Source organism: Archangium minus, from assembly GCF_044360475.1.
Classification (GTDB): Bacteria; Myxococcota; Myxococcia; order Myxococcales; family Myxococcaceae; genus Archangium; species Archangium minus.
Window position 1 is genome coordinate 6,091,482 of record NZ_CP043494.1, and the last position, 25,027, is coordinate 6,116,508.

Consider the following 25,027-nt stretch of genomic DNA (forward strand, 5'->3'; position numbering starts at 1 on the left):
CACCAGCCCGGCTTCAGAAGGAGCGCTTGAGCGTGGCCCTGATGCGCTCCACCAGGGCGGGACCGTTTCGTGACTCGGCGGAGCAGATGCTGCCTCCCTTTAGGGGGCTGCTCAGGTTGCCCTGACTCTCCGTGAAGGCATCGAACACCTCGGCGTTGAAATTGAGGGACGCGAAGGCCGGCAGGCTCGGGTTGGCCAGGTGCCTGGCGTTGAAGCACATCGTCGCGAACAGCGCGGGCTCTGGAGTCGTCCCTCCTACGCCAGAGGCTGACGTCGACCGAGACGTTGGAGGTGCCGTCGAGGCCCCTGAGAGCTCCCCGGGTCGCGATCCGGGGAGGGGTGTCCTCGTTCGTGGGTTCGAGTGAGAGCGAGAAGGCCTCGAGCGTGGGCCGGGAAAGAACGAGGAACTCCCTGGGCTTGAGGACCTGTACGGGCTTCGGCTGTTGAGGGGGCTTCTTGGCGCCGGGCTTGGGCTGCTCCCCCGGTCAGGGCAACCGGTAGATCTTGTCGAGCGTCGTCTTGGTGGTCGCCGAACCTATTCTGTATTGGAGGCGTCCTTTGTACGCTTCAATGGTTCCAGCCTGCTCGCCGAGGCCCCATGCGTCGTTCGGGGCGTATCGGCGCTCCGTCAGTAGCTTGATTCTGGATGCAAGGAATTCAGGGTCGTCCTTGCCTCGGTACAGTGCTCTGAGTTGGCTGACGTGCAGGATTTCAGGATAGGGGGCGTTTGCGGGCAGCTCGGTCGCGTCCGTCTCCGCTTGGCTCAGACGAAGGAAATCGACGATGTGGATGGGCTCCTGGTAGCGCTTGTCTGGCGCGCTGGAAGCGTCGTCGCCAGTGCGTCCCTCTGGATTCCACCAGACGCCGTGCACGAAAGCCGCCGCTCCGCTCGTGTAGACGAATTTTGATTCGTCAGCGTATTCGGCCCATTTCTTTTCGAAGAAGGCCGCCTGGTCCATATCGAGCCAGCCCAGGGGAACGTCCTTGTCGTCGACGAGTAGGAAGTGCCCGTTGTTCGTCAGCCTGTCGTAATCCCGGACCTTGAGGAGCACGAGCTGCTTCCATTCCTGGTTGTGGGTCCCGACCTTCTGTTCGTAGGTATGCGCCAGCCGCACCTTCCATGGGCCCTGGCGTGGGTCCAGCACCTTCAGGGCGGAGTCGGCCCGGCCGGGCCAAGCGGTGAGCACCTGAGGCCGGAGGATGTACACCCGCCCCGGGTTGTGGCGGGTCGGCTTGAGTCGCTCGGCGCCATCGGTCGTCTTCCCCCAGAGCAGCCCGCCCACGAGTACGCCCCATGCGTCCAGCTTCACCAGGGCCGCGTTCAAGCAGTCGAGGACTTCCTTGGGCTGCCCCTCGGCGGCCTTCTGCAGCTTGCGGAGGGCGGAATCCTGCTGCGCCGTCTCCGACGCCTGGAGATACGCCTCCACCTGGGGTTTCAGTTCTTCGGGCAGCTTGTCGGCACAGGCGAGCGCCTTGGCTTTGCACTTCGCGAAGAAGGAGTTGTAGGCGCTGGTATCGAGCTTCCGCAGGTTGCTGGCAAGCGCCTTGCTGTCCTTGCGGATTTCGTCCGCGTACCAGGCTTTGAGCAGGTCGACGACGGTGGGTTTCTCAGGGACGGCGGGTGCCATCTCGGGTACATCCGGCACCTGCTCCGGGCCCGCGTAGCTCGCGCTGTGATTCTTCTCGATGAGTGTTGCAATCGAAGCGCTCGCCGCACCGGAGGACACCACGGTGGTGAGCACGGCGACCCTGGCTAGCAGACGCCACATGGCACTCTTCCTCCCAAATCCGTGAGAAGAGCGTGGGCGGCCGAGATGGTGCACGTTGCTTATCCCCCTCGGACTTCTTCCGTCTTATGTTCAGAGCGTAACAAGCAAGCAGCGGAGCTGTCGAGGCGTCTGAAGGGTGGACGCGGGGTCTGCGCGCGTGCGATTTCCTCCTCGTGAAATACGCCGTCACCCTCTGGTTCTGGCTCGTCTTCCTCGTCACCGCTCCGGTGCTCTTCGCCCTGGGGCTGGTGTTGTTTCTCGTGGCCTACCCGGTGGACCCTGATCGGCGGTGGCTGCACGCGCTGGTGTGCCGTTGGTGTCACGGGCTGTGGCTGCACCTGTCCCCGGGCTGGCGCACCCGTATCGAGGGGCGGGAGCTGTTGCCTCAGGGCCCCTGCGTGCTGGTGGCCAACCACCAGTCCGCCGCGGACATCCTGGCCGTCATGGGCCTGTTCCGACCCTACAAGTTCGTGGCCAAGTCGTCCCTGTTCTCCATCCCCATCGTGGGGTGGATGATGAGCCTGCTGGGCTATGTGCGCGTCACGCGCGGCAAGTTCTCCTCCATGCTTCAGATGCTCGAGCCGTGCCGCTATTGGCTGCGTCGGGGCATGCCGGTGCTCATCTTCCCCGAGGGCACCTACTCGCAGGGGGAGCTGCTGCGCTTCAAGCGCGGGGCCTTCCAGCTCGCACTCGAGGAGCATGTGCCGGTGGTGCCGGTGGTCATCGAGGGCACCACTCAGCTCGTGGAGGGGGACGGTCCCTGGATGAGCCCGCGTGCCTCCATCCGCGTGCGCGTGCTGCCGCCGCTGCCCCCCGAGTCGTTCGCTCGGGAGCCCGCGGCGCTCGCGGACCAGGTCCGGGCGTTGTACGTGGATGCGCTCGCGCGTCCCGCTGATCCGAAAGCGGTGTTGGGTTAGCCTCGCCTCCGATGACGACGCCCGCCCCTCTGCTCGACGCCGACGTTCCTCGCCCCGTCCTGGACGTTATCGCCCGCCTTCGTGAGCTGGGCCACGCCGTCTTCCTCGTCGGCGGCTGTGTCCGCGACACCCTCCGGGGCGTCCACCCCAAGGACTTCGATGTCGCCACCAGCGCGCTCCCCGAGGAGGTCCAGCGCGCCTTCCGCAAGGTCATCCCCACCGGCATTCAGCATGGAACTGTCACGGTGGTCGTGGGAGGGACCCACGTCGAGGTCACCACCTTCCGCAGCGAGAGCGAGTACCACGATGGTCGCCGCCCCAGCGCCGTCACCTTCGAGCAGGACATCGTCAAGGATCTCTCGCGCCGCGACTTCACCATCAACGCCATGGCCTGGAATCCCCTCAGCCATGAGCTCGTCGATCCCTTTGGCGGTCAGGAGGACCTGAAGGCCCGGGTCGTCCGCTGTGTGGGCTCGGCCATCGAGCGCTTCTCCGAGGACGGGCTGCGCCCGCTGCGCGCCGTGCGCTTCGCCGCGGTGCTCGACTTCAGGCTTGATCCTGGCACCCAGGCCGCCATCCCGGCCACGCTCCCCATCTTCCGCAAGGTGGCCCACGAGCGCGTCCGCGAGGAGTTCGTCAAGCTGCTCCTCTCCAAGCGCGCTGAGTTCGGGCTTGAGCTGCTCGCCGAGACCGGATTGCTCGAGGTGTTTCTGCCCGAGCTCGCCCTCGCGGATGCCGAGGCCGCCCGGTTGGCCCGCGCTGCCGCCGCCGCCGAGCCCGTCGATGTGGAGATCCGTCTCGCCGCCTTGTTGGCCGATCTCGTCGATTCCCAGCGTGCCGAGGAGATTGGCGTCCGTCTCAAGTTCCCGACCAAGACGATTGAGCGTGTGCGACTGCTGATCTCTCACGCCTCACTCGAGCGGCATGTTGGAGACTCGGAGCCTGCGCTCCGTCGGCTGCTCGCCAAGGTGGGGCTCGCCAATGTCGAGGCGCTCACCTCGGTGGCCCGGGCTCGAATCCAGGCGCGGGAGCCGGCTCGGCTTCCCGAGCTGGAGCTCCTGTTCGGCCGGCTTCAGGCCCTGGCCGCCTCAAAACCTCCGCTGAGCGGTAAGGACCTCGCGCTGAATGGCGGCGCCATCATGGCCACGCTCGGGGTGGGTCCTTCGCCCATCGTGGGAGAGGCTACCCGGTTCCTTCTTGACCAGGTGCTCGATGAGCCCTCGCGTAATGAGCCGGAGACGCTGAAGGAGTTGTTGCGGCGCTGGCAACAGGCTCGGGGTTCTTGAGCCGAGCGGGGAGGGGGGTAGACCCTCACCCCAACCCTCTCCCAGAGGGAGAGGGAGCTGGCTCAGGAGCTCGGAAGTGTCCGGGTGTGTTGTCCTCTTGCGTCGGTTGTGTCGCACCCGGACCGGCCGGCGTGTAGAAGGGGCGTCATGCGAGTCGTCGTTGCCATGAGTGGTGGGGTGGACTCCTCCGCCGCCGCCGCCCTGCTCAAGGAGCAGGGTCACGAGGTCATCGGTATCACCCTCCGCGTCTGGTCCTACGAGGGCAAGGCCCAGTGCGGCAGCTGTTGCAGTCCTGATGACATCGACGATGCCCGCGCCGTCGCCCAGAAGCTCGGCATCCCGTTCTACGTCGCCAACGCCGAGGAGCTCTTCAAGGACCGGGTCGTCAGCCCCTTTGTCCAGTCGTACCTCGGGGGTCGCACGCCCATCCCCTGTGTGGCCTGCAACCGCGACGTGAAGTTCAACTTCCTCCTCAAGCGCGCTCGGGCGCTCGGGGCCCGGCTCGCCACCGGCCACTACGCCCAGGTCGAGCAGCAGGACGGCAAGTACGTCCTGCGTCGCGCCGTCGACTCCGCCAAGGACCAGAGCTACTTCCTCTTCACCCTCGGGCAGTCGGAGCTCGCCGACATCCTCTTCCCCGTGGGCGGTATGACCAAGCCCGAGGTCCGTGCCATCGCCGAGCGTCACGCCCTCCCCACCAGTCAGAAGCCGGAGAGCATGGAGATTTGCTTCGTGCCCGATGGGGATTACGCCGGCTTCGTGGAGAAGGTCGCCGGCCCTCAGCCGGCCGGGGAGATCGTCGACACCGAGGGCCATGTGCTTGGCACCCATGCCGGGGTGCATCGCTTCACCGTGGGTCAGCGCCGCGGGCTCAACCTCGGGGGAGGGGAGGCCCGCTACGTCCAGCGCATCGAGCCCGAGTCCCGCCGTGTTGTCGTGGGCCCCGCGGACGAGAGCGCGCGTGACTCCTTTGGGCTTCTCCAGCCTCACTGGGTGGATGGGCCGCCCCCCTCCGACAAGTCCGTGTTGGTGCGCATCCGCCACCGCCACCCCGGTGCCCCCGGCCGTGTGGAGGTGTCTCCTCATGGGCTCGTCTCCATCCGGCTCGAGGCCCCAGCCCGGGCCGTGACGCCGGGCCAGGCCGCGGTCGTTTATGACGGGGATCGTGTGCTGGGTGGTGGGTGGATTGTTTGAGCCTTGTGGCAACCCCCAGGGTGTGACGCTGCGCGCGCCCCGAATTTGACCGGCCTGTAGGCGGGGCGTACCTTCCGACGCACCTCGACGCTACAGGCCGCGACACTCGTGTGGCCGCGCCGGGGTGCCGTACTCACGAGGAACGCCACGTCATGCGCGATGCCCACCGGATGAAAGAGAAGTTCGATGTTTCGCTCGACAACAGGCAGATCGTCAGCCTGCTGATCGCGGGGATCGTCGTGATGGGAGCCGTGTTCGTGCTCGGTGTGGTGGTGGGCAAGAAGCTCGCCGGCAACGCCCAGGCCGCCGCCGCGCCGGATCTCCTGTCCGCGCTCGACGCCAACGCCCAGGCGCTCCAGCAGGCCCGAGAGGCCGAGCAGCCGCTCACCTTCCAGGACGAGCTCACGAAGAAGACCGTCCCGGAGACCGCGCCCTCCAAGCCCGGCACCGTCACGGTTGCCATCCCTCCGCCGGCGCCCAAGCCGAAGCCGGCCGAGCCGCCCGCGCCCACGGAGACTCAGAACGCCGAGGCGCCCGCGGATGCGCCCGAGTCGCACGAGGTCATCGCCTCGCCCACGGATGACGACTACGCCCCCGCGCCGAAGGCCGCCGATCCCAAGCCGACCGCGCCCAAGGCCGAGCCCAAGCCCACGGAGACGAAGGTCGCCGAGAGCAAGCCTGCTCCCTCCCCAGGTAAGGTGGAGCCCGCTCCCGTGCCGACCCGCACCACCACTCCGCAGAGCGGCGGCATGAAGGAGGCGATTGCCCGGGCCACCCAGCGACCCACCGAGGCGGTGCCCGGCGGCGCCTTCACCCTACAGATCTCCGCCTTCCAGAACCGTCCGGAGGCCGAGCGTTTCGCGGCGAAGCTGCGTGATCGGGGCTACGCGCCGTACATCATCTCCGCCGAGGTCCCCCAGAAGGGAACCTGGTACCGGGTTCGGATGGGGAGCTTCCCCTCCAAGGATGCCGCCTCCCGGTATCTGTCCGACTTCAAACGCGAGACCCAGCTCCAGGCCTTCGTCGCCGCGAACTAGGTTGGAGGCAAACCGGCCGGAGGAGGAAGGGGACGCTCCTCTGCTCGGTGTGAGACAGCTCGTGGATGGTCGGACGGCGCCCGGAGTGGTATGGGGCGCCGCAGCATGGACCTCCTCGACAACGTCATTCAGCCGTACGCCTGGGGCTCTCGGACCGCCATCGCCGAGTTGCTCGGGCAGCCTTCGCCCTCCTCCTCCAACCAGGCGGAGCTGTGGTTGGGGGCCCACCCTGGAGGCCCGTCCCGGGTGCGTCGGGGGACGGGGGTGCAGACGCTGCTGGAGGCCATCCGCTCCGCGCCGGAGCGGGAGCTGGGTGAGCAGGTGACGCGCCGGTTTGGGACGGAGCTGCCGTTCCTGCTCAAGGTGCTCGCGGCGGAGACTCCGCTGTCGCTGCAGACCCACCCGAGTCTCGCCCAGGCGCGCGAGGGCTATGAGCGGGAGAACGCGCTCGGTGTGCCCCTCACCGCCTCGAATCGCAACTACAAGGACGCGAACCACAAGCCCGAGCTCATCTGCGCGCTGACGCCGTTCGATGCGCTGTGTGGCTTCCGCCGGGCGGACGAGACGCTCGCGCTCTTCGACGAACTCGGCTTGAGCGCCTTGGAGTCGTTGCTCGCCCCGCTGCGTGCGTCACCCGACGCCCGGGGAGTCGCGCGTCTGTTCGAGGCGCTGATGACGTGCCCTCGCGAGCAGCGTGGGCCCCTGGTGGACGCGGTGGTCTCGGCCTGCGCGGCGCGGGCAGGGCAGGGCGGTCGCTTCGCCGAGGAGCTGCGCTGGGCCGTGCGGCTCGGGGAGCTCTACCCGGGCGATCCGGGTGTCATCGGCGCGCTGCTGCTCAACCTCGTGCGGCTGCAGCCGGGCGAGGCCATCTACCTGTCCGCGGGCAACCTCCATGCGTACTTGCGGGGGGTCGGCGTGGAGATCATGGCGAACTCGGACAACGTGCTGCGGGGCGGGTGCACGCCCAAGCACGTGGATGTGCCAGAGCTGCTCCGTGTGCTGGACTTCCGCTGCGGCCCCATCGGCCTGGTGCAGCCAACGTCCACGGATGGGGTGGAGCACGTGTACTCGACGCCGACGGAGGAGTTCCGCCTGTCCCGCTTCCAGCTACGTCCCGGAGTCTCTCCTCGGCCCGAGCGTCGGGGGCCGGAGATCCTCCTGTGCACGAGCGGCGCCGCGCGGCTGTCGGTGGGCGGTGAGACGATCGCGCTGCCTCGGGGTGCCTCGGTGTTCGTGAGCGCGGCGGATGGGGCCTACTCGCTCGAGGGCGACGGGGTCGTGTTCCGCGCGACCTCCGGCTTGTGAGGCGCAACCCCGGTCCTCACTCGGCCGGGGTGTTGCGGCTCCACTTGTCGACGTTGCCGTCGCCGTCCAGGTCCTCGCCGATGCGATCCACCTGGTCGTTCTCCCAGTACTCCCAGTAGTCCACGCGGCCGTCGCCGTTGGAGTCCCGCTCCGTGCGCGCCAGCTTGCCCTTCTCGTAGTACGACCACGAGTCCACGCGGCCGTCTCCGTTCAAGTCCCGCTCGCGCCGGACGTTGACGTTCTTCTCGTAGAAGAAGACGGAGTCCACCTTCCCGTCGTAGTCGAGGTCCATCGCCTCGCGCTCGCGCTCCTCGCGGGCGTCGTAGTACGTGGTGATGTCCACTCGGCCATCCCAGTTGATGTCCATCTCCTTGCGGACCATCCGGTCGCGGCCCTGGCCGTCCGCTCGCTGCTCCTCCACCGTGTACACCCACACGTCCGGCTTCTGATCGGTGTTGGTGTCCTTCTTCGTCACCTTCTCGTTAGAGGCCTGTGGGGGCTGGATGGACTCGGGCGCCGCCTGCTCCCGCTCCTGAGCCTCCTCCGATTTTTGTGCTACTTTGTCGGATGCACACCCACAGAGGCCCACCAGCGCGAGCCCCACCACCCACTTGCTCATCGAGGGCATCACCACTCCTGGCTCTGTTCCTGACGACCGAATCACGGGTCTCGAAAACAGGGCTTCAAGGGCCATGTAACTCCATATATTTTCACATATCGCCATGGCCCGAAAGAAGATCAGCACGACCATCTACATCACGCCCGAGCAGAACGAATTGCTCAAGGCGTTGAACCAGAAGACGAAGGTTCCTGTGGCCGAGTACATCCGGCAGGGGATCGATCTCGTGCTGGAGAAGTACAAGGCGCAATTGCCGGGCCAGGCGTCCTTCGACGAGCTGAGCTCCAGGTAGGTTATGACGATTCAGAAGAGCATGAAGGGGCAGAGGGTGGTGGTGCTCGGGGGCTCGGGCTTCCTGGGCTCGCACCTGTGCGAGCGGTTGCTGAACGACGGAGCCGCCGGCGTCGTGTCGGTGGACAACTACGTCACGGGCAACGAGCAGAACGTGGCCCACCTGCGGAGCCGTCCGGGCTTCGAGGTGGTGCGCCAGGACATCACCGAGCCCTTCACGGTGGACGGGCCGGTGCACTACGTCTTCAACATGGCCTCGCCGGCCTCGCCCATCGACTACGCGAAGCTGCCGCTGGAGACGATGCGGGTGGGCTCGGTGGGCACGGAGAACGGGCTCAAGCTGGCCCAGGCCAAGGGCGCGGTGTTCCTCCAGGCCTCCACGTCAGAGGTATATGGCGATCCGCTCGTGCACCCGCAGCGCGAGGACTACTGGGGCAACGTGAACCCCATTGGTCCGCGCGCCTGCTACGACGAGGCCAAGCGCTACTCCGAAGCGCTCACCATGGTGTACGCGCGCTCGTACGGGGTGAAGACGCGCATCGTCCGCATCTTCAACACCTACGGGCCGCGCATGCGGCTCAACGACGGGCGCGTGGTGCCCGCCTTCGTGGGCCAGGCCCTGCGTGGCGAGGACTTCACCGTCTTCGGTGACGGCAAGCAGACGCGCTCCTTCTGCTTCGCGCGCGACCTGATCGACGGCCTGGTGCGGCTGGCGCTGTCGGACGTCACCGAGCCCGTCAACATTGGGAACCCCCGCGAGATGACCATGCTCGAGTTCGCCGAGGCGGTGCGGGCCGCGGCGGGTGGAGGTGGGAAGATCGTCCACAAGCCCCTGCCGAAGGACGACCCCAAGCAGCGTCAGCCGGACATCAGCCGGGCGCGGGAGCTGCTCGGGTGGGAGCCGCGAGTACCTCTGGAGGAAGGCTTGCGGGAGACAATCGAGTGGTTCCGATCGGTTGCCGCTCGGGGTTCCACCCCCTAATTTCGCCGCACGTTTCAACGCTTCTTCATAGTGGCCACCCTGGGGTGGCAGGAGCTTCACGTTGAAAGTCCTGGTGACGGGTGGAGCGGGATTCATCGGCTCGCACGTGTGCGATGTGTTCGTGCGAGCAGGGCACGAGGTCATCGCCCTCGACAATCTGTCGAGTGGGCGGAAGGAGAACCTGGACCCGAGGGTGCGTCTGGAGGTGACGGACATTCGCTCGCCGGAGGCGGCGCAGCTCATCCGCGCCGAGCGTCCCCAGGTGATGTGCCACCTGGCCGCCCAGATGGACGTGCGCCGCAGCGTGGAGGACCCGCGCTTCGACGCAGAGGCCAACATCCTCGGCTTCCTCAACCTGCTGGAGGCCGCGCGCGTCTCGGGTGTCCAGAAGGTGGTGTTCAGCTCGACCGGCGGGGCCATCTACGGCGAGCAGGACGTCTTCCCGGCGCCCGAGTCCCACGCAACGCGCCCGGTGTCGCCCTATGGCGTCTCCAAGGCCTCGGGTGAGCTGTACCTCGGCTACTACAAGGCCCAGTACGGCCTGAAGTACGTGGCCCTGCGGTACGCCAATGTGTACGGGCCTCGGCAGAACCCACACGGCGAGGCTGGCGTGGTGTCCATCTTCTGCCAGCGCCTGCTGGCCGGCCGCGAGTGCACCATCTACGGCGAGGGCAAGCAGACGCGCGATTTCGTCTACGTGGAGGACGTGGCCCGCGCCAACCTGCTCGCCGTGGAGAAGGACTACTCGGGCGCCATCAACATCGGGACGGGCACGGAGACGGACATCAACCGGCTCTACAGCCTGCTGGCCCAGTCGGCCGGGGTGGACAAGCCTGCTGTGCGTGCCCCGGGCAGGCCGGGCGAGCAGATGCGCTCCTGCGTGGACAACGCCCTGGCGCGCCAGGTGCTTGGCTGGCAGCCCACCGTGGAGCTCTCTGAGGGCCTTCGCCGCACGGTGTCGTTCTTCAGGGAGCACGCCGGCCGTTAGTCGTCCGCCCACCCTCCGAGGTGGGTGACGCGTTTCGTCGGCCGACCGGTTGCACACCGGGTGCGCGGATGCATGGATTTTGGTGGGCTTCGGTGTTAGTCAAGCCGGCTTCGACGCACCCGAGGCCCCCCTACCATGCCGGCCGAAAACGCTCACATCCGTAACTTCTCGATCATCGCGCATATCGACCATGGGAAGTCGACCCTGGCCGATCGCCTGCTCGACGCCACCGGAACGGTGACGAAGCGCGAGGCGCAGGACCAGTTCCTCGACAACATGGAGCTGGAGCGCGAGCGCGGCATCACCATCAAGGCCCAGTCCGTGCGGATGAACTACACCGCCAACGACGGCCAGAAGTACGTGCTCAACCTCATCGACACTCCGGGACACGTGGACTTCGCCTACGAGGTGAGCCGCTCGCTCGCCGCGTGCGAGGGTGCCCTCCTGGTGGTGGACGCCTCGCAGGGCGTCGAGGCCCAGACGCTCGCCAACGTCTACATGGCGCTGGATCACAACCTGGAGATCATCCCGGTCATCAACAAAATCGACCTGCCGAGCGCCGACGTGGAGCGCACGCGCCAGGAGATCGAGGACGTGATCGGCATTGACGGCTCCGGCGCCGTGCCGGCCTCCGCCAAGGAGGGCATCGGCATCAAGGACATCCTGGAGGCGGTGGTGAAGAACGTGCCGCCGCCCTCGGGAGATCCGTCGGCCCCGCTCCGGGCGCTCATCTTCGACAGCTGGTACGACAACTACCGCGGCGTCGTGACGCTGGTGCGCGTGCTCGAGGGCACGCTCAAGCTCAAGCAGAAGATCAAGCTGTGGAGCAACAACAAGTCCTTCGAGGTGCAGGAGCTGGGCGTGTTCAGCCCGTTCTCCCGCCCGGTGCAGCAGCTGATCGCCGGCGAGGTGGGCGTGCTGGTGGCCAACGTGAAGGAGCTCCAGGACGCCAAGGTGGGTGACACCGTGACGGAGGAGCTGCGTCCCACGGACGCGCCCTTCCCGGGCTTCAAGGAAGTGAAGCCCATGGTGTTCTCCGGCATCTTCCCGGTGGACTCCGAGCAGTACGAGGGCCTGCGCGACGCGCTCGCCAAGCTCAAGCTCAACGACGCGGCCTTCACCTACGAGCCCGAGTCCTCCACGGCGCTCGGCTTCGGCTTCCGCTGCGGCTACCTGGGCCTGTTGCACATGGAGATCGTCCAGGAGCGCCTGGAGCGCGAGTACAACCTGTCGCTCATCACCACGGCGCCCTCGGTGGTCTACCGCATCACCGACTCGCAGGGCGAGGTGCTGCACGTGGACAACCCGGCCAAGCTGCCGCCGGTGCAGAAGATCGCCAAGTTCGAGGAGCCCGTCCTCACCTGTCACATCCACGTGCCCAACGACTACCTGGGCGCGGTGCTCAAGCTGTGCCAGGACCGGCGCGGCGTGCAGAAGGACATGAAGTACCTGGGCACCAGCGGCACGCGCGTGCAGGTGACGTACGAGATGCCGCTGGCCGAGGTCGTCTTCGACTTCTTCGACAAGCTCAAGAGCGTCACGCGCGGCTACGCCAGCCTCGACTACGAGCTGGCCGGCTACGTGGAGGCGGACCTGGTGCGCCTGGACATCCTCATCAACGGGGACCCGGTGGACGCGCTCAGCGTCATCGTCCACAAGGAGCGCGCCTACCAGCGCGGCCGCGAGGTGTGCCAGAAGCTCAAGGAGGTCATCCCGAAGCAGATGTACGAGGTGGCCATCCAGGGCGCCATCGGCGCGAAGATCATCTCGCGTGAGACGATCTCCGCCATCCGCAAGAACGTGCTCGCCAAGTGCTACGGCGGCGACATCAGCCGCAAGCGCAAGCTCTTGGAGAAGCAGAAGGAGGGCAAGAAGCGGATGAAGCAGGTGGGCTCGGTGGAGATCCCGCAGGAGGCCTTCCTCGCAGTGCTGAAGACGGAGGAATAGGGCATGTCCACCTCCACGGCGACGAACCCGACGCCTCCTCCGTCCGCGGGCCTCGAGGCCAGCATGGCCGCACGCCGCACGCCGGAGCAGCTCAAGGCCAGCCGCGCGCTGCTGTGGCGTGAGCTGCTCACCAGCCTGTGGGCGCCCCTGGTCATCCTCGGGCTGGCCTTCATTCCCTACATCGTCCTGATCGAGTTCGTCCCGCCCGCAGCCGCGTGGGCCCAGCCGCTCATGCAGTACCTGGCGCTGGCGATGCTCATCTACTTCGTGGGGCTGCTCGTCTGGCGCACCGTGCTCCCCAAGCAGCAGCGGCTGCGCCACCTGCGGCACGAGGCGCGCGAGCTCATCTCGGAGATCGAGCGCATCCACAAGCGCGTGCCGGGGAAGATCTCCGCCGAGGTGTCCACGCGGCTCGCCGAGCAGGCGCTGCAGGTGGAGACCGCCTCGCTGGCCGGTGACGCCGCGCGGCTGGAGCAGGAGACGAAGACGCTCGACACGCTGGCCACCCAGCTCCTGGGTGTCTTCCGCAAGCAGGGCGCCTGGGACTTCGTCTCCGGCTTCGCCAAGGCGCTGGCCATCGCGGTCATCATCCGCGTCTTCATCATCGAGCCGTACCGCATCCCCTCCGGCTCCATGCTGCCGACGCTGGAGATCGGCGATCAGGTCTTCATCAACAAGTTCATCTACGGGGTGCGGCTGCCCTACACGAACTACGTGCCGTTCGTGATCGTCCGGCCTCCGGAGCGCGGGGACGTCATCGTCTTCAACAACCCGGTGCAGCCGGAGCTGGACTTCATCAAGCGCGTGATCGGCATCCCCGGGGACTCGGTGGAGCTGATCGACGGCGAGGTCCACATCAACGGGGTGCCCCAGTCGCGCACGCTCGTGAAGGAGGACCAGGTCGTCTACAACAGGCATGAGAACATGCCCTGGTTCCCCGAGCGCATGCGGCTGTACCAGGAGAACGTGGACGGCAAGGTGCACGCCATCCTGCAGGAGAGCCCGCGGGCCCGCGTGCAGCACGAAGGGCCCTTCGTCGTTCCCCCGGGGCATGTCTTCGTCATGGGGGATAACCGGGAAAACAGCCTCGACAGCCGCTACGGCCTGGGAGCGGGCAGGGGCGTGGCGTTCGTGCCCTATGGCCATATCAAGGGCAAGGCCATGGTGATCTGGATGGCGCTCGGGTACGGGGGCTGGTTCAGCAACCTCTTCGAGGGGACCGGGCTGCGCACCGACCGCCTCTTCGAGCCGGTGCGTTGAAAACATTCCGGAAGCTTGACGCCCCGCGTATGCCGCTGCTACGCGGGGGTCTCATGCGTCATCCTTCCGGGAAGGTCAGCTTTGGTGGCCTGCTGTTACTGGCCCTCCTCGTGGGGGGCGTGTACCTCGGGGTGACTTTCATCCCCTTCTACGTCGACAACATGGACGTGAAGGAAGCCGTCGCCGCGGCCCACAACCGGGCTGCGCAGGGCGCCCCGGACTCCACGCTGCGCAACACCATCATCGAGCGCACCAGCCAGATGGGCAGTCACTGGGAAGTCGACCAGTTCGACAACGACGTCCTCAAACCCGGGCTGGGTCTGACGGATGAGCAGATCCTCATCGAGCGCAGCGGAGTCACCGGCAGCGTTCGCATCGAGGTGAACTACGAGCGGCAGGTGCGCCTCAAGCCGACGGATCACGTTCACACGCTGCGCTTCCACGTTGTGAAGGACGGCATTCCCGGGCAGTAGGGGCCAGGGCACGTATGAGACACTTGTTGGGAATCGAGGGCCTGCGGCGCGCTGACATCGAGGCGCTGCTCGACCGGGCGGAGGCACACCTGCACGGTGGGCCGGACGCCTCGCATGTGCTGCGAGGCAAGGTGGTGGCGAACCTCTTCTTCGAGGACTCCACCCGAACCCGCACCTCCTTCGAGATGGCGGCACACGCTCTCGGGGCCGAGGTGCTCAACTGGACGACGGCGGGCTCCTCCGTATCCAAGGGCGAGACGCTCCTGGACACCGTCCGCAACATCGAGGCCACGGGCCCGGTGGCGCTCGTCATCCGGCACCGCTCCTCGGGGGCTCCGCACCTGGCGGCCAGGCACGTGCGCTGCGCCGTCATCAACGCCGGCGACGGCACGCACGAGCACCCGTCACAGGCCCTGCTGGACGCCTTCACCCTGCGCCGCCGCTGGGGCAGCTTGGACGGACGCACGGTGCTCATCATTGGCGACATCCTCCACAGCCGCGTGGCCCGCTCCAATCTGCACTGCCTCACCGCGCTGGGCGCGAAGGTGGTGCTGTGCGGCCCTCCCACGCTGCTGCCCCCCGGTCTGGAGTCGCTGGGCGCCGAGGTCACCTCCAACCTGGACTCCGTCCTCACCCGCGCGGATGCCGTCATGTGCCTGCGCGTGCAGACGGAGCGGCAGAGCGAGAACTTCTTCCCCTCGGCACGTGAGTTCTCCCGCATGTTTGGTCTCAACGCCGCCCGTGCCGAGCGGCTCAAGCCGGAGGCGCTCGTGCTGCACCCCGGCCCCATGAATCGGGGTGTGGAGATTGCCCCCGCCGTGGCCGACGGACCCCGCAGTGTCATCCTGGAGCAGGTGGCGCACGGGGTGGCCGTCCGCCGCGCCATTCTGGAGGAGGTGTGCCGGTGAGCTCGACGATCCTCTTCCGCCGCGGGCGGGTCATCGATCCGCGCAACGGCGTGGACGGTGTGAGGGATGTGCTGGTGCGCGACGGCCGCGTCGCCGAGGTGTCCGAGGCGCCCCTGCAGGTGCAGGACGCGCAGGTGGTGGAGGCCTCGGGCAAGCTGGTGCTGCCGGGCTTCATCGACCTGCACGTGCACCTGCGCGAGCCGGGCGAGGAGGGCAAGGAGACGATCCTCACCGGGTGCATGGCGGCGGTGGCGGGTGGCTTCACCGGGGTGGTGGCCATGCCCAACACCAAGCCCGTCAACGACAGCGTGCTCGTCTCCGAGTACGTGAAGGCCAAGGCCCGCGAGGCGCGGCTGTGCCACGTGTACCTGGCGGGTGCCATCACCAAGGGGCTGCAGGGCGAGGAGATGGCGGAGATGGGCGCGCTCGTCTCGGCCGGCTGCGTCTGTATCACCGACGACGGCCGCCCGGTGATGAACGCGGGCCTCATGCGCCGCGCACTCCAGTACGCCCAGCTCTTCGACCTGCCCGTCATGGTGCACGAGGAGGACCTGACGCTCTCGGGCAAGGGCGTGATGAACGAGGGCCGCACCTCCACGCGCCTGGGCCTCACCGGCATCCCTCCGTCCGCCGAGGTGGCCATGGTGGCGCGCGACATGGTGCTGCTGGAGGAGACGAAGGGGCGGCTGCACGTCGCCCACGTCTCCTGCGAGGGCAGCGTGCGCCTCATCCGCGAGGCGAAGCGCCGGGGTCTGCGCGTCACCGCCGAGGCTACTCCGCACCACTTCACCCTGGATGACGAGGCCGTGGGCGCCTACGACACCCACGCTCGTATGAATCCGCCCCTGCGCACCCGCCGCGATATCGAGGCCGTGCGCGAGGGCCTCGCCGACGGCACCATCGACGCCATCGCCACGGACCATGCGCCCCATGGGGTGCTGGAGAAGCAGGTGGAGTTCGACAAGGCCTGGAATGGCGTGGTGGGCCTGGAGACGGCCCTGGGCCTCACGCTCGCCACGGTGCGCGAGGGCGCCCTGAGCCTACAGCGGGCGGTGGCCCTGCTGACGGATGGGCCGGCGAAAGCATTCGGGCTGCCGGGCGGCCACCTGGCCCCCGGTGCACCAGCGGACATCACGGTCGTGGAGCCGGACGTGGAGTGGACGGTGGATTCGGCGCGGTTCTTCTCCCGCAGCCGGAATACCCCCTTCCATGGCCGGCGCTTGCCGGGCCGAGTCGCCCAGACCTGGGTCGACGGACGGCTCGTCTTCGAGGACGGTCACATCAAGGAGTCCAGGTGATGAAGAGGGCAGTGCTGGCATTGGCGGATGGCACCACCTTCGAGGGGCGCGCGATTGGCGCCTCTGGCGAGACGGTGGGTGAGGTGGTGTTCAACACGTCCATGACCGGCTACCAGGAGATCCTCACGGATCCCTCCTACGTCGGGCAGATCGTCACCATGGCGTACCCCGAGATGGGCAACGTGGGCGCCAACCCCGGTGACCAGGAGTCCCAGAAGCCCCACGCCGTGGGCATGGTGGTGCGCAACTCCTCGGAGCAGCACTCCAACTGGCGCGCCCAGGAGACGCTCGACGCCTACCTCAAGCGCCACGGCATCGTCGGCATCGAGGGCATCGACACCCGGCGCCTGGTGCGGCACGTGCGCACGCACGGCGCGCAGATGGGCGTCATCTCCACCGAGGGCCACTCGCCGAACGCCCTGGTCGAGCGCGCTCGGTCGGCTCGAGGCATGGAGGGGCAGGATCTCGCCACCGGCGTGTCCACCCACGAGCCCTACCTCTTCACCACGCCAACCCCGAACCTGCTCGGCGAGCCCGAGCGCCCGGCTCCGGAGCTGCGCTTCGACGTGGTGGCCTATGACTATGGCCTCAAGCGCTCCATGCTCCACTTCCTGGTGGACGTGGGCTGCCGCGTGAAGGTGGTGCCCGCGGGTACCTCCGCCGAGGCCGTGCTCGCCGAGAAGCCCCACGGCATCTTCCTCGCCAACGGCCCGGGAGACCCCGCGGCGGTGAAGGGCGCGGACAAGGTGGTGGCCTCGCTGCTCGGCAAGGTGCCCGTCTTCGGCATCTGCCTGGGTCACCAGATCCTCGCCCTCGCGCTGGGCGGCCGGACGTACAAGATGAAGTTCGGCCACCGGGGCGCCAACCAGCCGGTCAAGGACCTGACCACCGGTAAGGTCGAAATCACCTCGCAGAACCACGGCTTCGCGGTGGACGATGCGAGCGTGAAGGGCAAGGCGGTGGTGAGCCATATCAACCTCAACGACGGCACCGTGGAGGGCCTGGTCGTCCCTGACGCCCGCGCCTTCAGCGTGCAGTACCACCCGGAAGCCTCGCCCGGTCCGCATGACGCCCGGTACCTCTTCTCACGTTTCGCGAAGCTGATGGCCGGAGAGTAGGATCTCGCAGCCCCATGGAATCCCCTCTTTCTCCGCTGTCGTACCAGCCCTATCTCGATCAGCTCATCGCCTTCGGGAGCCAGGAGTCGCGCAAGCCGGACCTGCTCGACGCCAAGGCCGAGTACTTCCGCCTCACCGGCGAGGTCTTCGAGGACGACAAGCTCTTCGAGCTCCGGATGGCGTCCTTTCTGGACTACTACCTGTATGACCGCGTCTCGCCCATCTCCAAGCTGACGCCCGCGGCGGAGCTGTACCAGTTGCGGCTGCAGAGTGCCCCGCCCGAGGAGGCCAACGCCTTCCGTTGCTTCACGGAGACGGTCCATGGCCTCTTCGAAGTGCGCAAGCTGGGCAAGGGGCTGGTACGCCTGCGCGAGCTCTTCTCGGGCAAGGACTTCGACGTCACCGAGCGCCGCCACATGGTGGGGCTCGAGACGGGGGACGTGCTGGAGGCCCGGCTGATCCCCTTCGCCGGTCACCTGCTGTTCTCCTCCGCCTTCTGCTTCCACCCTCGCATCGCCCTGAAGTCCATCAAGGCCGAGGTGAAGCGCCGCAAGAAGAAGGAGCCGGATCGTCCGCCCGTGGAGCTCGTCTGGGAGTGCGCCCGGCGCGCCGTGAAGGTCGAGCGCTACAAGCAGATCGCCATCGAGCGCATCTACGACTTCTCGCAGACGACGCCCTGGCTCGCCTCCGCGAGCTAGCTCAGAGCCCGCTGTAGACGCAGGCCCGGAGCGCCTCGGGGTAGGGCACCGACTCTCCGGCCGCGGCCTCGAGCCGGGAGTGAGCTTCCGCATCCAGGACGGCTCCGCTGCACGCGCTCGGGCAGTCCCTCGACTCCTCCTCCAGGCGGACACAGTAGTGCTCCAGCAGCTGGGGTGGAGACAGGGGCTTGGGCGACTTCAGGGACGGCGCCGGATCGACACCGTAGCCGACATACGGAAAGAACCGCTTGCCGGGAGGAGGCGGCCCCAATCGCTCCACGAGGCGCTGGAGGCAGAGGAGCTGTGGGCGGAGCTCCTCGAGACAGGCTCGCGCTGCCTCGCGTGGGATGCCGTCCACCTTCGTGTCCGCCAGACCGGCCGCCGCTGCGGCACGAATGCTCGCATCTGGCGAGCGCAGCAGACCCGCCAGCAACATCTTCTTCTCTTCCGGCGGCAGCAGTCGCGAGGCCAGCTCGCGCACGAGGTAAGAAGAATGTGTGCTCTGGATCGCTTCCTTGTAGAGGAGACGCCAGGCGTCCGCCTCAATCGTCCCATGCCTGCCGTTGGAGCTTCGGAGCAGGGAGTTGAGCACCCTGGCACGGCCGCCCAGCCGCTTCACGTTGCGACGGGAGAGCAACCGCTGCGCGACGGGGACCGTGATGCGGAGGGCCTCGAGCAGCTTCGGCTGCCGGTCCACCACCCAGTCCACCAGCGCCTCGGCTCGCTCCGGCTCGTTCAGTCCCAGGTGGTTGCGCATCCAGTTGAGATGCTCGGCCGTCAGTGGCTCCAGCACCTTCATCACGTCTCGGGGCGGCAGCGTCGCGGTGTACCGTTCGAGGATGCCCAGCGAGCCCTTCTGGCAGCGCGCCTGAGCCTCCGCGATGAAGTGCAGCCGGGGGAGCGTGACCTTCAGCGCGAGGGCGTCGTCCAGTTCCGTACAGGGGAGGGTGGAGACGGTCCAGGCGCGGAACGTCGCGTCGCTCGCGGTCTCGAGGCCCCACAGCTCGTGCAGCAGCGCCACCCGCGGGGCGAGCTCCGGGTGCGCCCGCCGCGCCCGATCGAGCAGCGCGAGCAGCAGGGGCTCGGGTCTGACCCGTCCCACGTGCCGCAGCCCCTCCCACTTCCCCTCCAGGGTCTGAACGAGCGGCGACAGGTCCAGGTACGACACTCCCGTTACCTGGTGGAGGTATTTCAGGCGGGCGTTCGGCGGCTGCAGGAGGACGGCGTCCGCCACCCGGGAGGCGTGGGTTCGGAGGAGCTCCTCCAGTCCGGGAAGCTGAACGTCGCGGGCCAGGGCCAGCAACTCCAGGCAGTGCTCCCCGGGACACACCGCGTCGAAGCGGCGGAAGATTCGGGGGAGGGCCACGCGCAGGCCCTCGGTGTTGCAATGGGGGGAGAGCACCGTGGACAGGAGTTGCCCGTTGCGCTCCAAGGTGTCGATGGTTTCGGCCCCCCGAGCGGGTGAGGCCAGCAACCGGCAGAGGCGCATGGTTGGGGTAGGGTGCTCGGGCGGAGCCAGCTCGCGCGCGGTGGGATTTTCGGCGTACTCCTTCTGCGCCACACCGACGCCCGCGCGGGCCAGCTCCGCCAGGTCCGCGAACCCCTGCATGCATGGGTGATTGGGGTGATAGGGCCCACTCGTACAGTCGTGCTCGGAGACGGCGTCGTGGTAGCGCCAGAGCGGGTCGGCCTCGCGGCGCCAGGCCTCGCAGTCAGGATACGGAACGGGTGCCCCCGTGTCCTCCCGGGTGATGGAGCCCTTGCTGTCCAACACGAAGCGCAGGCCTTCCACCCTGGGGCCCACACCGAGGGCCTCGGCCCGGAGCGCCTCGGGGGCCTTGAGTTGCTCGAGGTCCTGGGTCGCCGAGAGGATCGTGAAGACGAACTGGCAGCCCCCGATCGAGTTGTTTCCAGAGGTGGGCGGGCGCGTCGCATCCGGACAGGGGAGGGGCAGGAAGCCGAGCGTCTCGGTCGACAGCTCGTACCGATCGTTCTCCTGCAGGTACGAGCGCTCCATGGTGAACAGCGCCTTCAGCCCGCACACCGCCTCGTGCGTGACGTCCGTTGGCTGTGCTCCGGACGCGGCCGTCACCGCGAGCAGCACCCACCCCGCCATTGTTGCCATCGCTCCTCCGGTGCTCCTGCTCGTGACAGCGTGAAGCACCGGGGTCCGTTCCGGCAAGTCCGCTCAGATGCGGTGCACGGACATCATGTTGGTGCGGCCCGGCTCATTGAGCGGCACGCCCGCCACGATGACCACGGGCGAGCCTTTCGTGCAGACCCCCTGCTCGTGGCACAGCCGCCGCACCTGGCGCAGCATCGCGTCCGTCGACTGGCAACGGCCCACCTGCAGGGCCTTCACGCCCCAGTAGAGCGCCATGCGGTTCACCGTGTCCGGGTTCGGCGTCAGGGCGATGATCTGCGCCCTCGGGCGGAACTCGGAGATGAGCCGTGCCGTCAGGCCGCGCTCCGTGTACGCCACGATGGTGTTGATGCCCATCTGCTCGGCTGCCGCCACCGCCGCCGCCGCCACGCCGGTGGAGATGTCGTCCTTGGCTTCCGGGAAGGGCGAGTGCTTCAGCTCCCTCACCCCTCCTGACTCCGTCTCCTCGACGATCCGCGCCATGGTGGCCGCCGCCTGTATCGGGTGCTTGCCCGCAGCCGTCTCGCCCGAGAGCATCACCGCGTCCGCCCCATCCAGGATGGCGTTGGCCACGTCCGACACCTCGGCGCGCGTGGGCCTCGCGTTGTTCACCATGCTCTCCAGCATCTCCGTGGCCACGATGACCAGGCCTCCCATCCGGTTCACCGTGCGCACCATGTGCTTCTGGATGGCGGGCAGCTTCTCCAGGGGCATCTCCACGCCCAGGTCCCCGCGCGCCACCATGATGCCGTCCGCCTCACGGGCGATCGCCTCCAGGTCATCCACCGCCTGCGGCTTCTCAATCTTCGCGATGAGGGGCGTGCCTCGCTGGGCCACCAGCTTGCGCGCCTGCCGGATGTCCTCCGCCTTGCGCACGAAGGAGAGCGCCACGTAGTCCACGCCCACCTCCTGTCCGAACGCCAGGTCCTCCGCGTCCTTCTCGGTGATGGTGGGCACCGACACATGAGCCCCTGGCAGGTTGAGCCCCTTGTGATCCTTCAACAGGCCCCCCAGCTCTACGCGGCAGGTGACGTCTCGGCCCTCCACCTTCTCCACGAGCAGCCTCACCCGCCCGTCGTCCAGCAGGATGGGGTGACCCGGCTCCACGTCCTTCGGCAGCGAGCGGATAGGCGTGGGGATGATGTTCCCGTGGCCCATCAGCTCCCGCGTGGTCACCACCACCGTCTGGCCCGTCTTCACCTCCAAGCACCCACCCTCGAACCGCCCCAGACGGATCTTCGGCCCTTGAATGTCCTGGAGGATGGCCACGGGCACCCCCAGCTTCTTCGCGGCGCGGCGGATCAGCTTCACCCGCTGGCGGTGCTGGTCGTGCGTCCCGTGCGAGAAGTTGAGCCGGGCCACATTCATACCGGCGCGGATGAGTCCCTCGATGACCTCGGCGGAGTCCGAGGACGGCCCCAGCGTGCAGATAATCTTCGCCTTGCGCATGGGCGTGCATCCTAGGCGTCTGGCTGCACCTTGACAGCTTTACGTACTCGGGAATACTTGGCGCCGTGCGCGGGCGAATGCGACGGCGTCGGCGCGGCGGTTTTCTTCACCACGGGTTTTTTGTCCCTACGTTGCGAGAAAGCCCGGCTTCCCTGGGAGGGGGGGCCGGGCTTTCGCCTTTTCCATGCGCGGGTTGTGCTGTCGCTAGAGGCTGATCTCGTCCGTCTTGTCGGGCGCCAGCTTCGGGGCGAGGCCCGGAGGCGGCATGCCCTGGTGCGGATCCATTGGATCCATCATGTCCGGTGGGCCACTGCCGCCCACGCCGGGGCCGCCCTCTTTCAGCGAGTCAATCTCGTCGCGGCTGATGCCGGCCTCGTCCAGCACCTTGCGCGTCACCATGATGCGCGCCTGCCCATCCAGCGCCATGGCGATGGAGTCCGAGGGCCGGGCATCCAGGGTCACCTTGCGCTTGCCCTGCTCGAGGAAGATGCGGCCCGTGTAGATGTCGTCCCGCAAGTCGTCGATGCGCACCTCGGTGACCTTGGCGCCCAGCTCCGTCACCATCGAGCCGAGCAGATCCTGCGAGAGCGGCTGGGGCGGGCGCAGGTGCGCGAGCCGGAAGGCAATCGCCACCGCGGCCGACTCGTCCACGAAGATGGGGAGCACCATGGCTCCATCGGACGTGGTGAGCACCACGGCGTGCGTCTGCGCCTCGGCGAGTGGGATGACATCCCGCACCTCGAGCTCCACCAACTCCTTGCATGCAGAGGGGTTTCCACCCTGCTTGGGCACGCACGCCTTGCTGTCATCGGCGGCAGCGGCGACCCGAGGAGCGGGTGGGGCGCCGAAACCCGGGAGCAAAAGCGCCCCCAGGGCGAGCAGCGCGGCGGACAGCGGAGCGAGGACGAAGCCGGCAGGGATGTGCGTTTTCACCCTGCAAACGTGTGCATGTACCCCGGGGGCGGGAGGGCACTCGAATGTGCTCGCCTGCTCCTCAGCCGCCCACTGCTTGCGTCCTGCATGAGACAAAAGACGAGAGTAGACAGGCGCGCCTCAGCGCTCGTCCTCGTCCTCGTCGTAGTCCTCTTCGTCCTCGACGTCCTCGTCTTCGTCGAAGTCGAGCTCCTCGTCGTCGGACTCCTCGTCCTCGTCAGTCTCCTCATCCTCGTCGAGCTCGTCCTCGAGCTCCTCCGTCTCCAGGGACATGGAGACAGCGAAACGCTTGCCCAGTGCGGCCACCTGGGCCCTCATCTCGGTGAGCGCCGAGACGAAGTCCTCTTGAATGTTGGTGGGGGCCTTCTGACCGCAATGAGGGCAGACGAGTTTCTCCGTCCCCTCGATGATGTCCTGAGCGTCCAGCTCGAAGGTGCCCTCGCACTTCTGGCAGGTGAGATCGATCGTCATGTGAGTCGCGCGGAATACATAGGGCTCCCGTAGCCTGTCAACGCCCGTGGCGAGTGAGCTCCCGGTTTCAGTAGCCTCGAAATCCCTATGGACACTCCCCGGACGATGGTGCACGCGCTTCAGGATCAGGCCAGCCGGCGGCAACACCGTCCGGCGCTCTGGACGCGCAAGGGTCATACTTATGTGCCCACCTCGTGGCACGACTATGCCGTCAGGGTGAAGCGCTTCGCCCTCGGACTGCACGCGCTGGGCTTCCAGCGGGGGAGTGCGTTGCCCATCCTCTCTTTCAACCGAGAGGAGTGGCTCGTGGCGGACCTGTCCGCCATGGCCCTGGGTGGCATGCCGGTGGGCATCTACACCACCAGCAGCCCCGAGCAGGTTCAGTACATCGTGGACCACTGTGAGGCGCGGCACCTCGTGGTGGAGAGCGAGAAGCACCTGGCCATCGCGCTCGCCGTGCGCGAGCGGGTGCCTCGGTTGCGGCACATCATCGTCCTGGATGCGCCCTCGGCCCCGCTGCCCGAGGGGGTGCTGCGCTACGCGGAGGTGCTGACACTCGGCACCGGCGCCGACGAGGGGCCCTACTGGGACGCCGTCAACGCACTCCAGCCGGATGGGCTCGCCTGCCTCATCTACACCTCCGGCACCACCGGCAACCCCAAGGGCGTCATGCTCAGCCACCACAACCTCGTGTGGACGGCTGAACGATTGATGCGCATCACGGGGATGTCGGAGGAGGATGAGGCGCTGCTCTCGTACCTGCCGTTGGCGCACATCGCCGAGCAGATGATCAGCCTCTACGGGCCGCTGCTCGTCGGCGCCGAGGTCTACTTCGCTCAGTCACTGGAGTCGTTGCCCCAGGATCTGCGTGCGGCCCGGCCGACGCTCTTCTTCGGCGTGCCGCGCGTCTGGGAGAAGTTCAAGGGTCGCCTCGAGGAGGCCCTCCGCGAACAGCCCGCGGCCCGCCAGAAGGTGGTGGCCTGGGCGCGCCGGGTCGCCTCCGAGCGCCACGCCCGCGTGCTGCGCCAGGAGCGAGTGCCCCTGCACCTGGAGGGGCAGTACCAGCTCGCCCGGCGCACCCTCTTCCCAGCGTTGCTGGCGAAGCTGGGCTTTGATCGCACCCACTTCTTCTCCAGTGGCGCGGCCCCCATCGGTCGGGATGTGCTCGAGTTCTTCGCCTCGCTCGACATCATCATCCGCGAGGTCTACGGCCAGTCCGAGGTCACCGGGCCCACCACCTTCAACGTCCACGGGGCCACGCGCCTGGGCTCGCTCGGCCGTCCCATGCTGGGCGTGGAGGTCCGCATCGCCGAGGACGGGGAGATCCTCGTGCGCGGGGGCGGCGTCTGCCAGGGCTACTTCAAGGACGCCGCCGCCACCGAAGAGCTGCTCGAGGGGGGCTGGCTGCACTCAGGCGACGTGGGCGAGCTCGACTCCGAGGGCTACCTCCACATCACGGGTCGCAAGAAGGAGCTCATCGTCACCTCCGGCGGGAAGAAGACCGCCCCCGCCCACATCGAGATGCTCCTCAAGGCCGTGTCGCCCGTGGGTCATGCGGTCGTCATCGGCGAGCGTCGTCGGTTCCTGGTGGCGCTGCTGACCCTGGATCCTGAGCGCGCCCGCGCGCTTGCGCGTCAGTATGGCTGGCCCGAGGACCTCCCCACGCTCGCCGCGGATCCCCGCCTGCGTCAGCACCTGCACGAGGCCATCGAGCGCGAGGTGAATCCGCGCCTCGCTCGCTTCGAGACGATCAAGCGCTTCGCCATCCTCCCCGAGGACTTCACCATCGCCGGCGGAGAGCTCACCCCCAGCATGAAGATGCGCCGCCAGGTCATCGAGGCGCGCCATCAGGCGCTCATCGAGTCCTTGTATGCCGAGGAGGCGTCTGAGGCTCGGGCGTCCTGAAACGTCGAAAGGGCCAAGGTGTGGATCCGTAGACCC

23 protein-coding genes are annotated in these 25,027 nt (G+C 67.6%); 16 read left to right on the plus strand and 7 right to left on the minus strand.

Annotated elements, in window-relative coordinates:
• Window positions 1–13 precede the first annotated feature (13 nt).
• Both F0U60_RS24725 and F0U60_RS24730 read right to left on the minus strand, forming a co-directional pair.
• A complete protein-coding gene (locus F0U60_RS24725; protein ID WP_395823941.1) occupies window positions 14–220 on the minus strand; it encodes a hypothetical protein in 207 nt (68 codons plus the stop codon).
• A gap of 265 nt (window positions 221–485) precedes the next feature.
• Window positions 486–1,742, minus strand: a complete 1,257-nt coding sequence (locus F0U60_RS24730) for a hypothetical protein (RefSeq protein WP_395823944.1) — start codon at window positions 1,740–1,742, stop codon at window positions 486–488.
• A 200-nt stretch (window positions 1,743–1,942) separates the two neighbouring features.
• On the opposite strand from F0U60_RS24730, the gene F0U60_RS24735 reads away from it, so the two are divergent.
• From F0U60_RS24735 to manA, 5 genes are all read left to right on the plus strand, one after another.
• A complete protein-coding gene (locus tag F0U60_RS24735) occupies window positions 1,943–2,686 on the plus strand; it encodes a lysophospholipid acyltransferase family protein (protein WP_395823947.1) in 744 nt (247 codons plus the stop codon).
• An 11-nt stretch (window positions 2,687–2,697) separates the two neighbouring features.
• Complete coding sequence (locus F0U60_RS24740; RefSeq protein WP_395823950.1) at window positions 2,698–3,972, plus strand: CCA tRNA nucleotidyltransferase; 1,275 nt, start codon at window positions 2,698–2,700, stop codon at window positions 3,970–3,972.
• Between the two features lie 147 nt (window positions 3,973–4,119).
• Window positions 4,120–5,166 (plus strand): tRNA 2-thiouridine(34) synthase MnmA, encoded by a 1,047-nt coding sequence (gene mnmA / locus F0U60_RS24745; protein ID WP_395823953.1) that lies wholly within the window; start codon window positions 4,120–4,122, stop codon window positions 5,164–5,166.
• Window positions 5,167–5,318: 152 nt separating this feature from the next.
• Window positions 5,319–6,203, plus strand: a complete 885-nt coding sequence (locus F0U60_RS24750; protein ID WP_395823956.1) for an SPOR domain-containing protein — start codon at window positions 5,319–5,321, stop codon at window positions 6,201–6,203.
• 105 nt (window positions 6,204–6,308) lie between these two features.
• Entirely contained in the window at window positions 6,309–7,508 is a 1,200-nt protein-coding gene (manA, locus tag F0U60_RS24755; protein WP_395823960.1) for a mannose-6-phosphate isomerase, class I, read from the plus strand.
• Between the two features lie 16 nt (window positions 7,509–7,524).
• On the opposite strand, the gene F0U60_RS24760 is transcribed toward manA, so the two are convergent.
• Window positions 7,525–8,136 carry a hypothetical protein gene (locus tag F0U60_RS24760; protein ID WP_395823963.1) on the minus strand — a complete coding sequence of 204 codons (612 nt, stop codon included), beginning with the start codon at window positions 8,134–8,136 and terminating at the stop codon, window positions 7,525–7,527.
• 94 nt (window positions 8,137–8,230) lie between these two features.
• On the opposite strand from F0U60_RS24760, the gene F0U60_RS24765 reads away from it, so the two are divergent.
• The 10 genes from F0U60_RS24765 to F0U60_RS24810 all read left to right on the plus strand — a co-directional run bounded on the left by F0U60_RS24765 (window position 8,231) and on the right by F0U60_RS24810 (window position 18,090).
• The gene (locus F0U60_RS24765; protein WP_395823967.1) at window positions 8,231–8,419 is read left to right on the plus strand and encodes a ribbon-helix-helix domain-containing protein; all 189 of its coding nucleotides are present in this window, start codon (window positions 8,231–8,233) and stop codon (window positions 8,417–8,419) included.
• A gap of 21 nt (window positions 8,420–8,440) precedes the next feature.
• A complete protein-coding gene (locus tag F0U60_RS24770) occupies window positions 8,441–9,400 on the plus strand; it encodes a UDP-glucuronic acid decarboxylase family protein (RefSeq protein ID WP_395823970.1) in 960 nt (319 codons plus the stop codon).
• Between the two features lie 61 nt (window positions 9,401–9,461).
• Window positions 9,462–10,388: an NAD-dependent epimerase/dehydratase family protein gene (locus F0U60_RS24775; protein WP_395823974.1), complete on the plus strand. Its 927-nt coding sequence runs from the start codon at window positions 9,462–9,464 to the stop codon at window positions 10,386–10,388.
• A 135-nt stretch (window positions 10,389–10,523) separates the two neighbouring features.
• The gene (gene lepA / locus F0U60_RS24780) at window positions 10,524–12,335 is read left to right on the plus strand and encodes a translation elongation factor 4 (RefSeq protein WP_395823977.1); all 1,812 of its coding nucleotides are present in this window, start codon (window positions 10,524–10,526) and stop codon (window positions 12,333–12,335) included.
• Window positions 12,336–12,338: 3 nt separating this feature from the next.
• A complete protein-coding gene (gene lepB / locus F0U60_RS24785) occupies window positions 12,339–13,595 on the plus strand; it encodes a signal peptidase I (RefSeq protein ID WP_395823980.1) in 1,257 nt (418 codons plus the stop codon).
• A gap of 53 nt (window positions 13,596–13,648) precedes the next feature.
• Window positions 13,649–14,068, plus strand: a complete 420-nt coding sequence (locus F0U60_RS24790; RefSeq protein WP_395823983.1) for a hypothetical protein — start codon at window positions 13,649–13,651, stop codon at window positions 14,066–14,068.
• Window positions 14,069–14,082: 14 nt separating this feature from the next.
• Entirely contained in the window at window positions 14,083–14,976 is an 894-nt protein-coding gene (locus F0U60_RS24795) for an aspartate carbamoyltransferase catalytic subunit (RefSeq protein WP_395823986.1), read from the plus strand.
• Complete coding sequence (locus F0U60_RS24800) at window positions 14,973–16,274, plus strand: dihydroorotase (RefSeq protein ID WP_395823989.1); 1,302 nt, start codon at window positions 14,973–14,975, stop codon at window positions 16,272–16,274. Before F0U60_RS24795 ends, F0U60_RS24800 begins: the two co-directional genes overlap by 4 nt.
• Window positions 16,274–17,392 carry a glutamine-hydrolyzing carbamoyl-phosphate synthase small subunit gene (carA, locus tag F0U60_RS24805; protein WP_395823992.1) on the plus strand — a complete coding sequence of 373 codons (1,119 nt, stop codon included), beginning with the start codon at window positions 16,274–16,276 and terminating at the stop codon, window positions 17,390–17,392. Before F0U60_RS24800 ends, carA begins: the two co-directional genes overlap by 1 nt.
• Before the next feature lie 14 nt (window positions 17,393–17,406).
• A complete protein-coding gene (locus tag F0U60_RS24810; protein WP_203404539.1) occupies window positions 17,407–18,090 on the plus strand; it encodes a hypothetical protein in 684 nt (227 codons plus the stop codon).
• A gap of 1 nt (window position 18,091) precedes the next feature.
• Here the strand turns inward: F0U60_RS24810 and F0U60_RS24815 are convergent, their stop codons facing one another.
• From F0U60_RS24815 to F0U60_RS24830, 4 genes are all read right to left on the minus strand, one after another.
• Complete coding sequence (locus tag F0U60_RS24815; protein WP_395823996.1) at window positions 18,092–20,215, minus strand: hypothetical protein; 2,124 nt, start codon at window positions 20,213–20,215, stop codon at window positions 18,092–18,094.
• Window positions 20,216–20,278: 63 nt separating this feature from the next.
• The gene (gene pyk, locus F0U60_RS24820) at window positions 20,279–21,682 is read right to left on the minus strand and encodes a pyruvate kinase (protein ID WP_395823999.1); all 1,404 of its coding nucleotides are present in this window, start codon (window positions 21,680–21,682) and stop codon (window positions 20,279–20,281) included.
• 204 nt (window positions 21,683–21,886) lie between these two features.
• Window positions 21,887–22,615, minus strand: coding sequence for a bifunctional nuclease family protein (locus F0U60_RS24825; RefSeq protein WP_395824002.1), 729 nt, complete (start codon window positions 22,613–22,615; stop codon window positions 21,887–21,889).
• 120 nt (window positions 22,616–22,735) lie between these two features.
• Window positions 22,736–23,086 carry a hypothetical protein gene (locus F0U60_RS24830; RefSeq protein ID WP_395824005.1) on the minus strand — a complete coding sequence of 117 codons (351 nt, stop codon included), beginning with the start codon at window positions 23,084–23,086 and terminating at the stop codon, window positions 22,736–22,738.
• An 87-nt stretch (window positions 23,087–23,173) separates the two neighbouring features.
• On the opposite strand from F0U60_RS24830, the gene F0U60_RS24835 reads away from it, so the two are divergent.
• Window positions 23,174–24,991: an AMP-dependent synthetase/ligase gene (locus tag F0U60_RS24835; RefSeq protein WP_395824008.1), complete on the plus strand. Its 1,818-nt coding sequence runs from the start codon at window positions 23,174–23,176 to the stop codon at window positions 24,989–24,991.
• Window positions 24,992–25,027 lie beyond the last annotated feature (36 nt).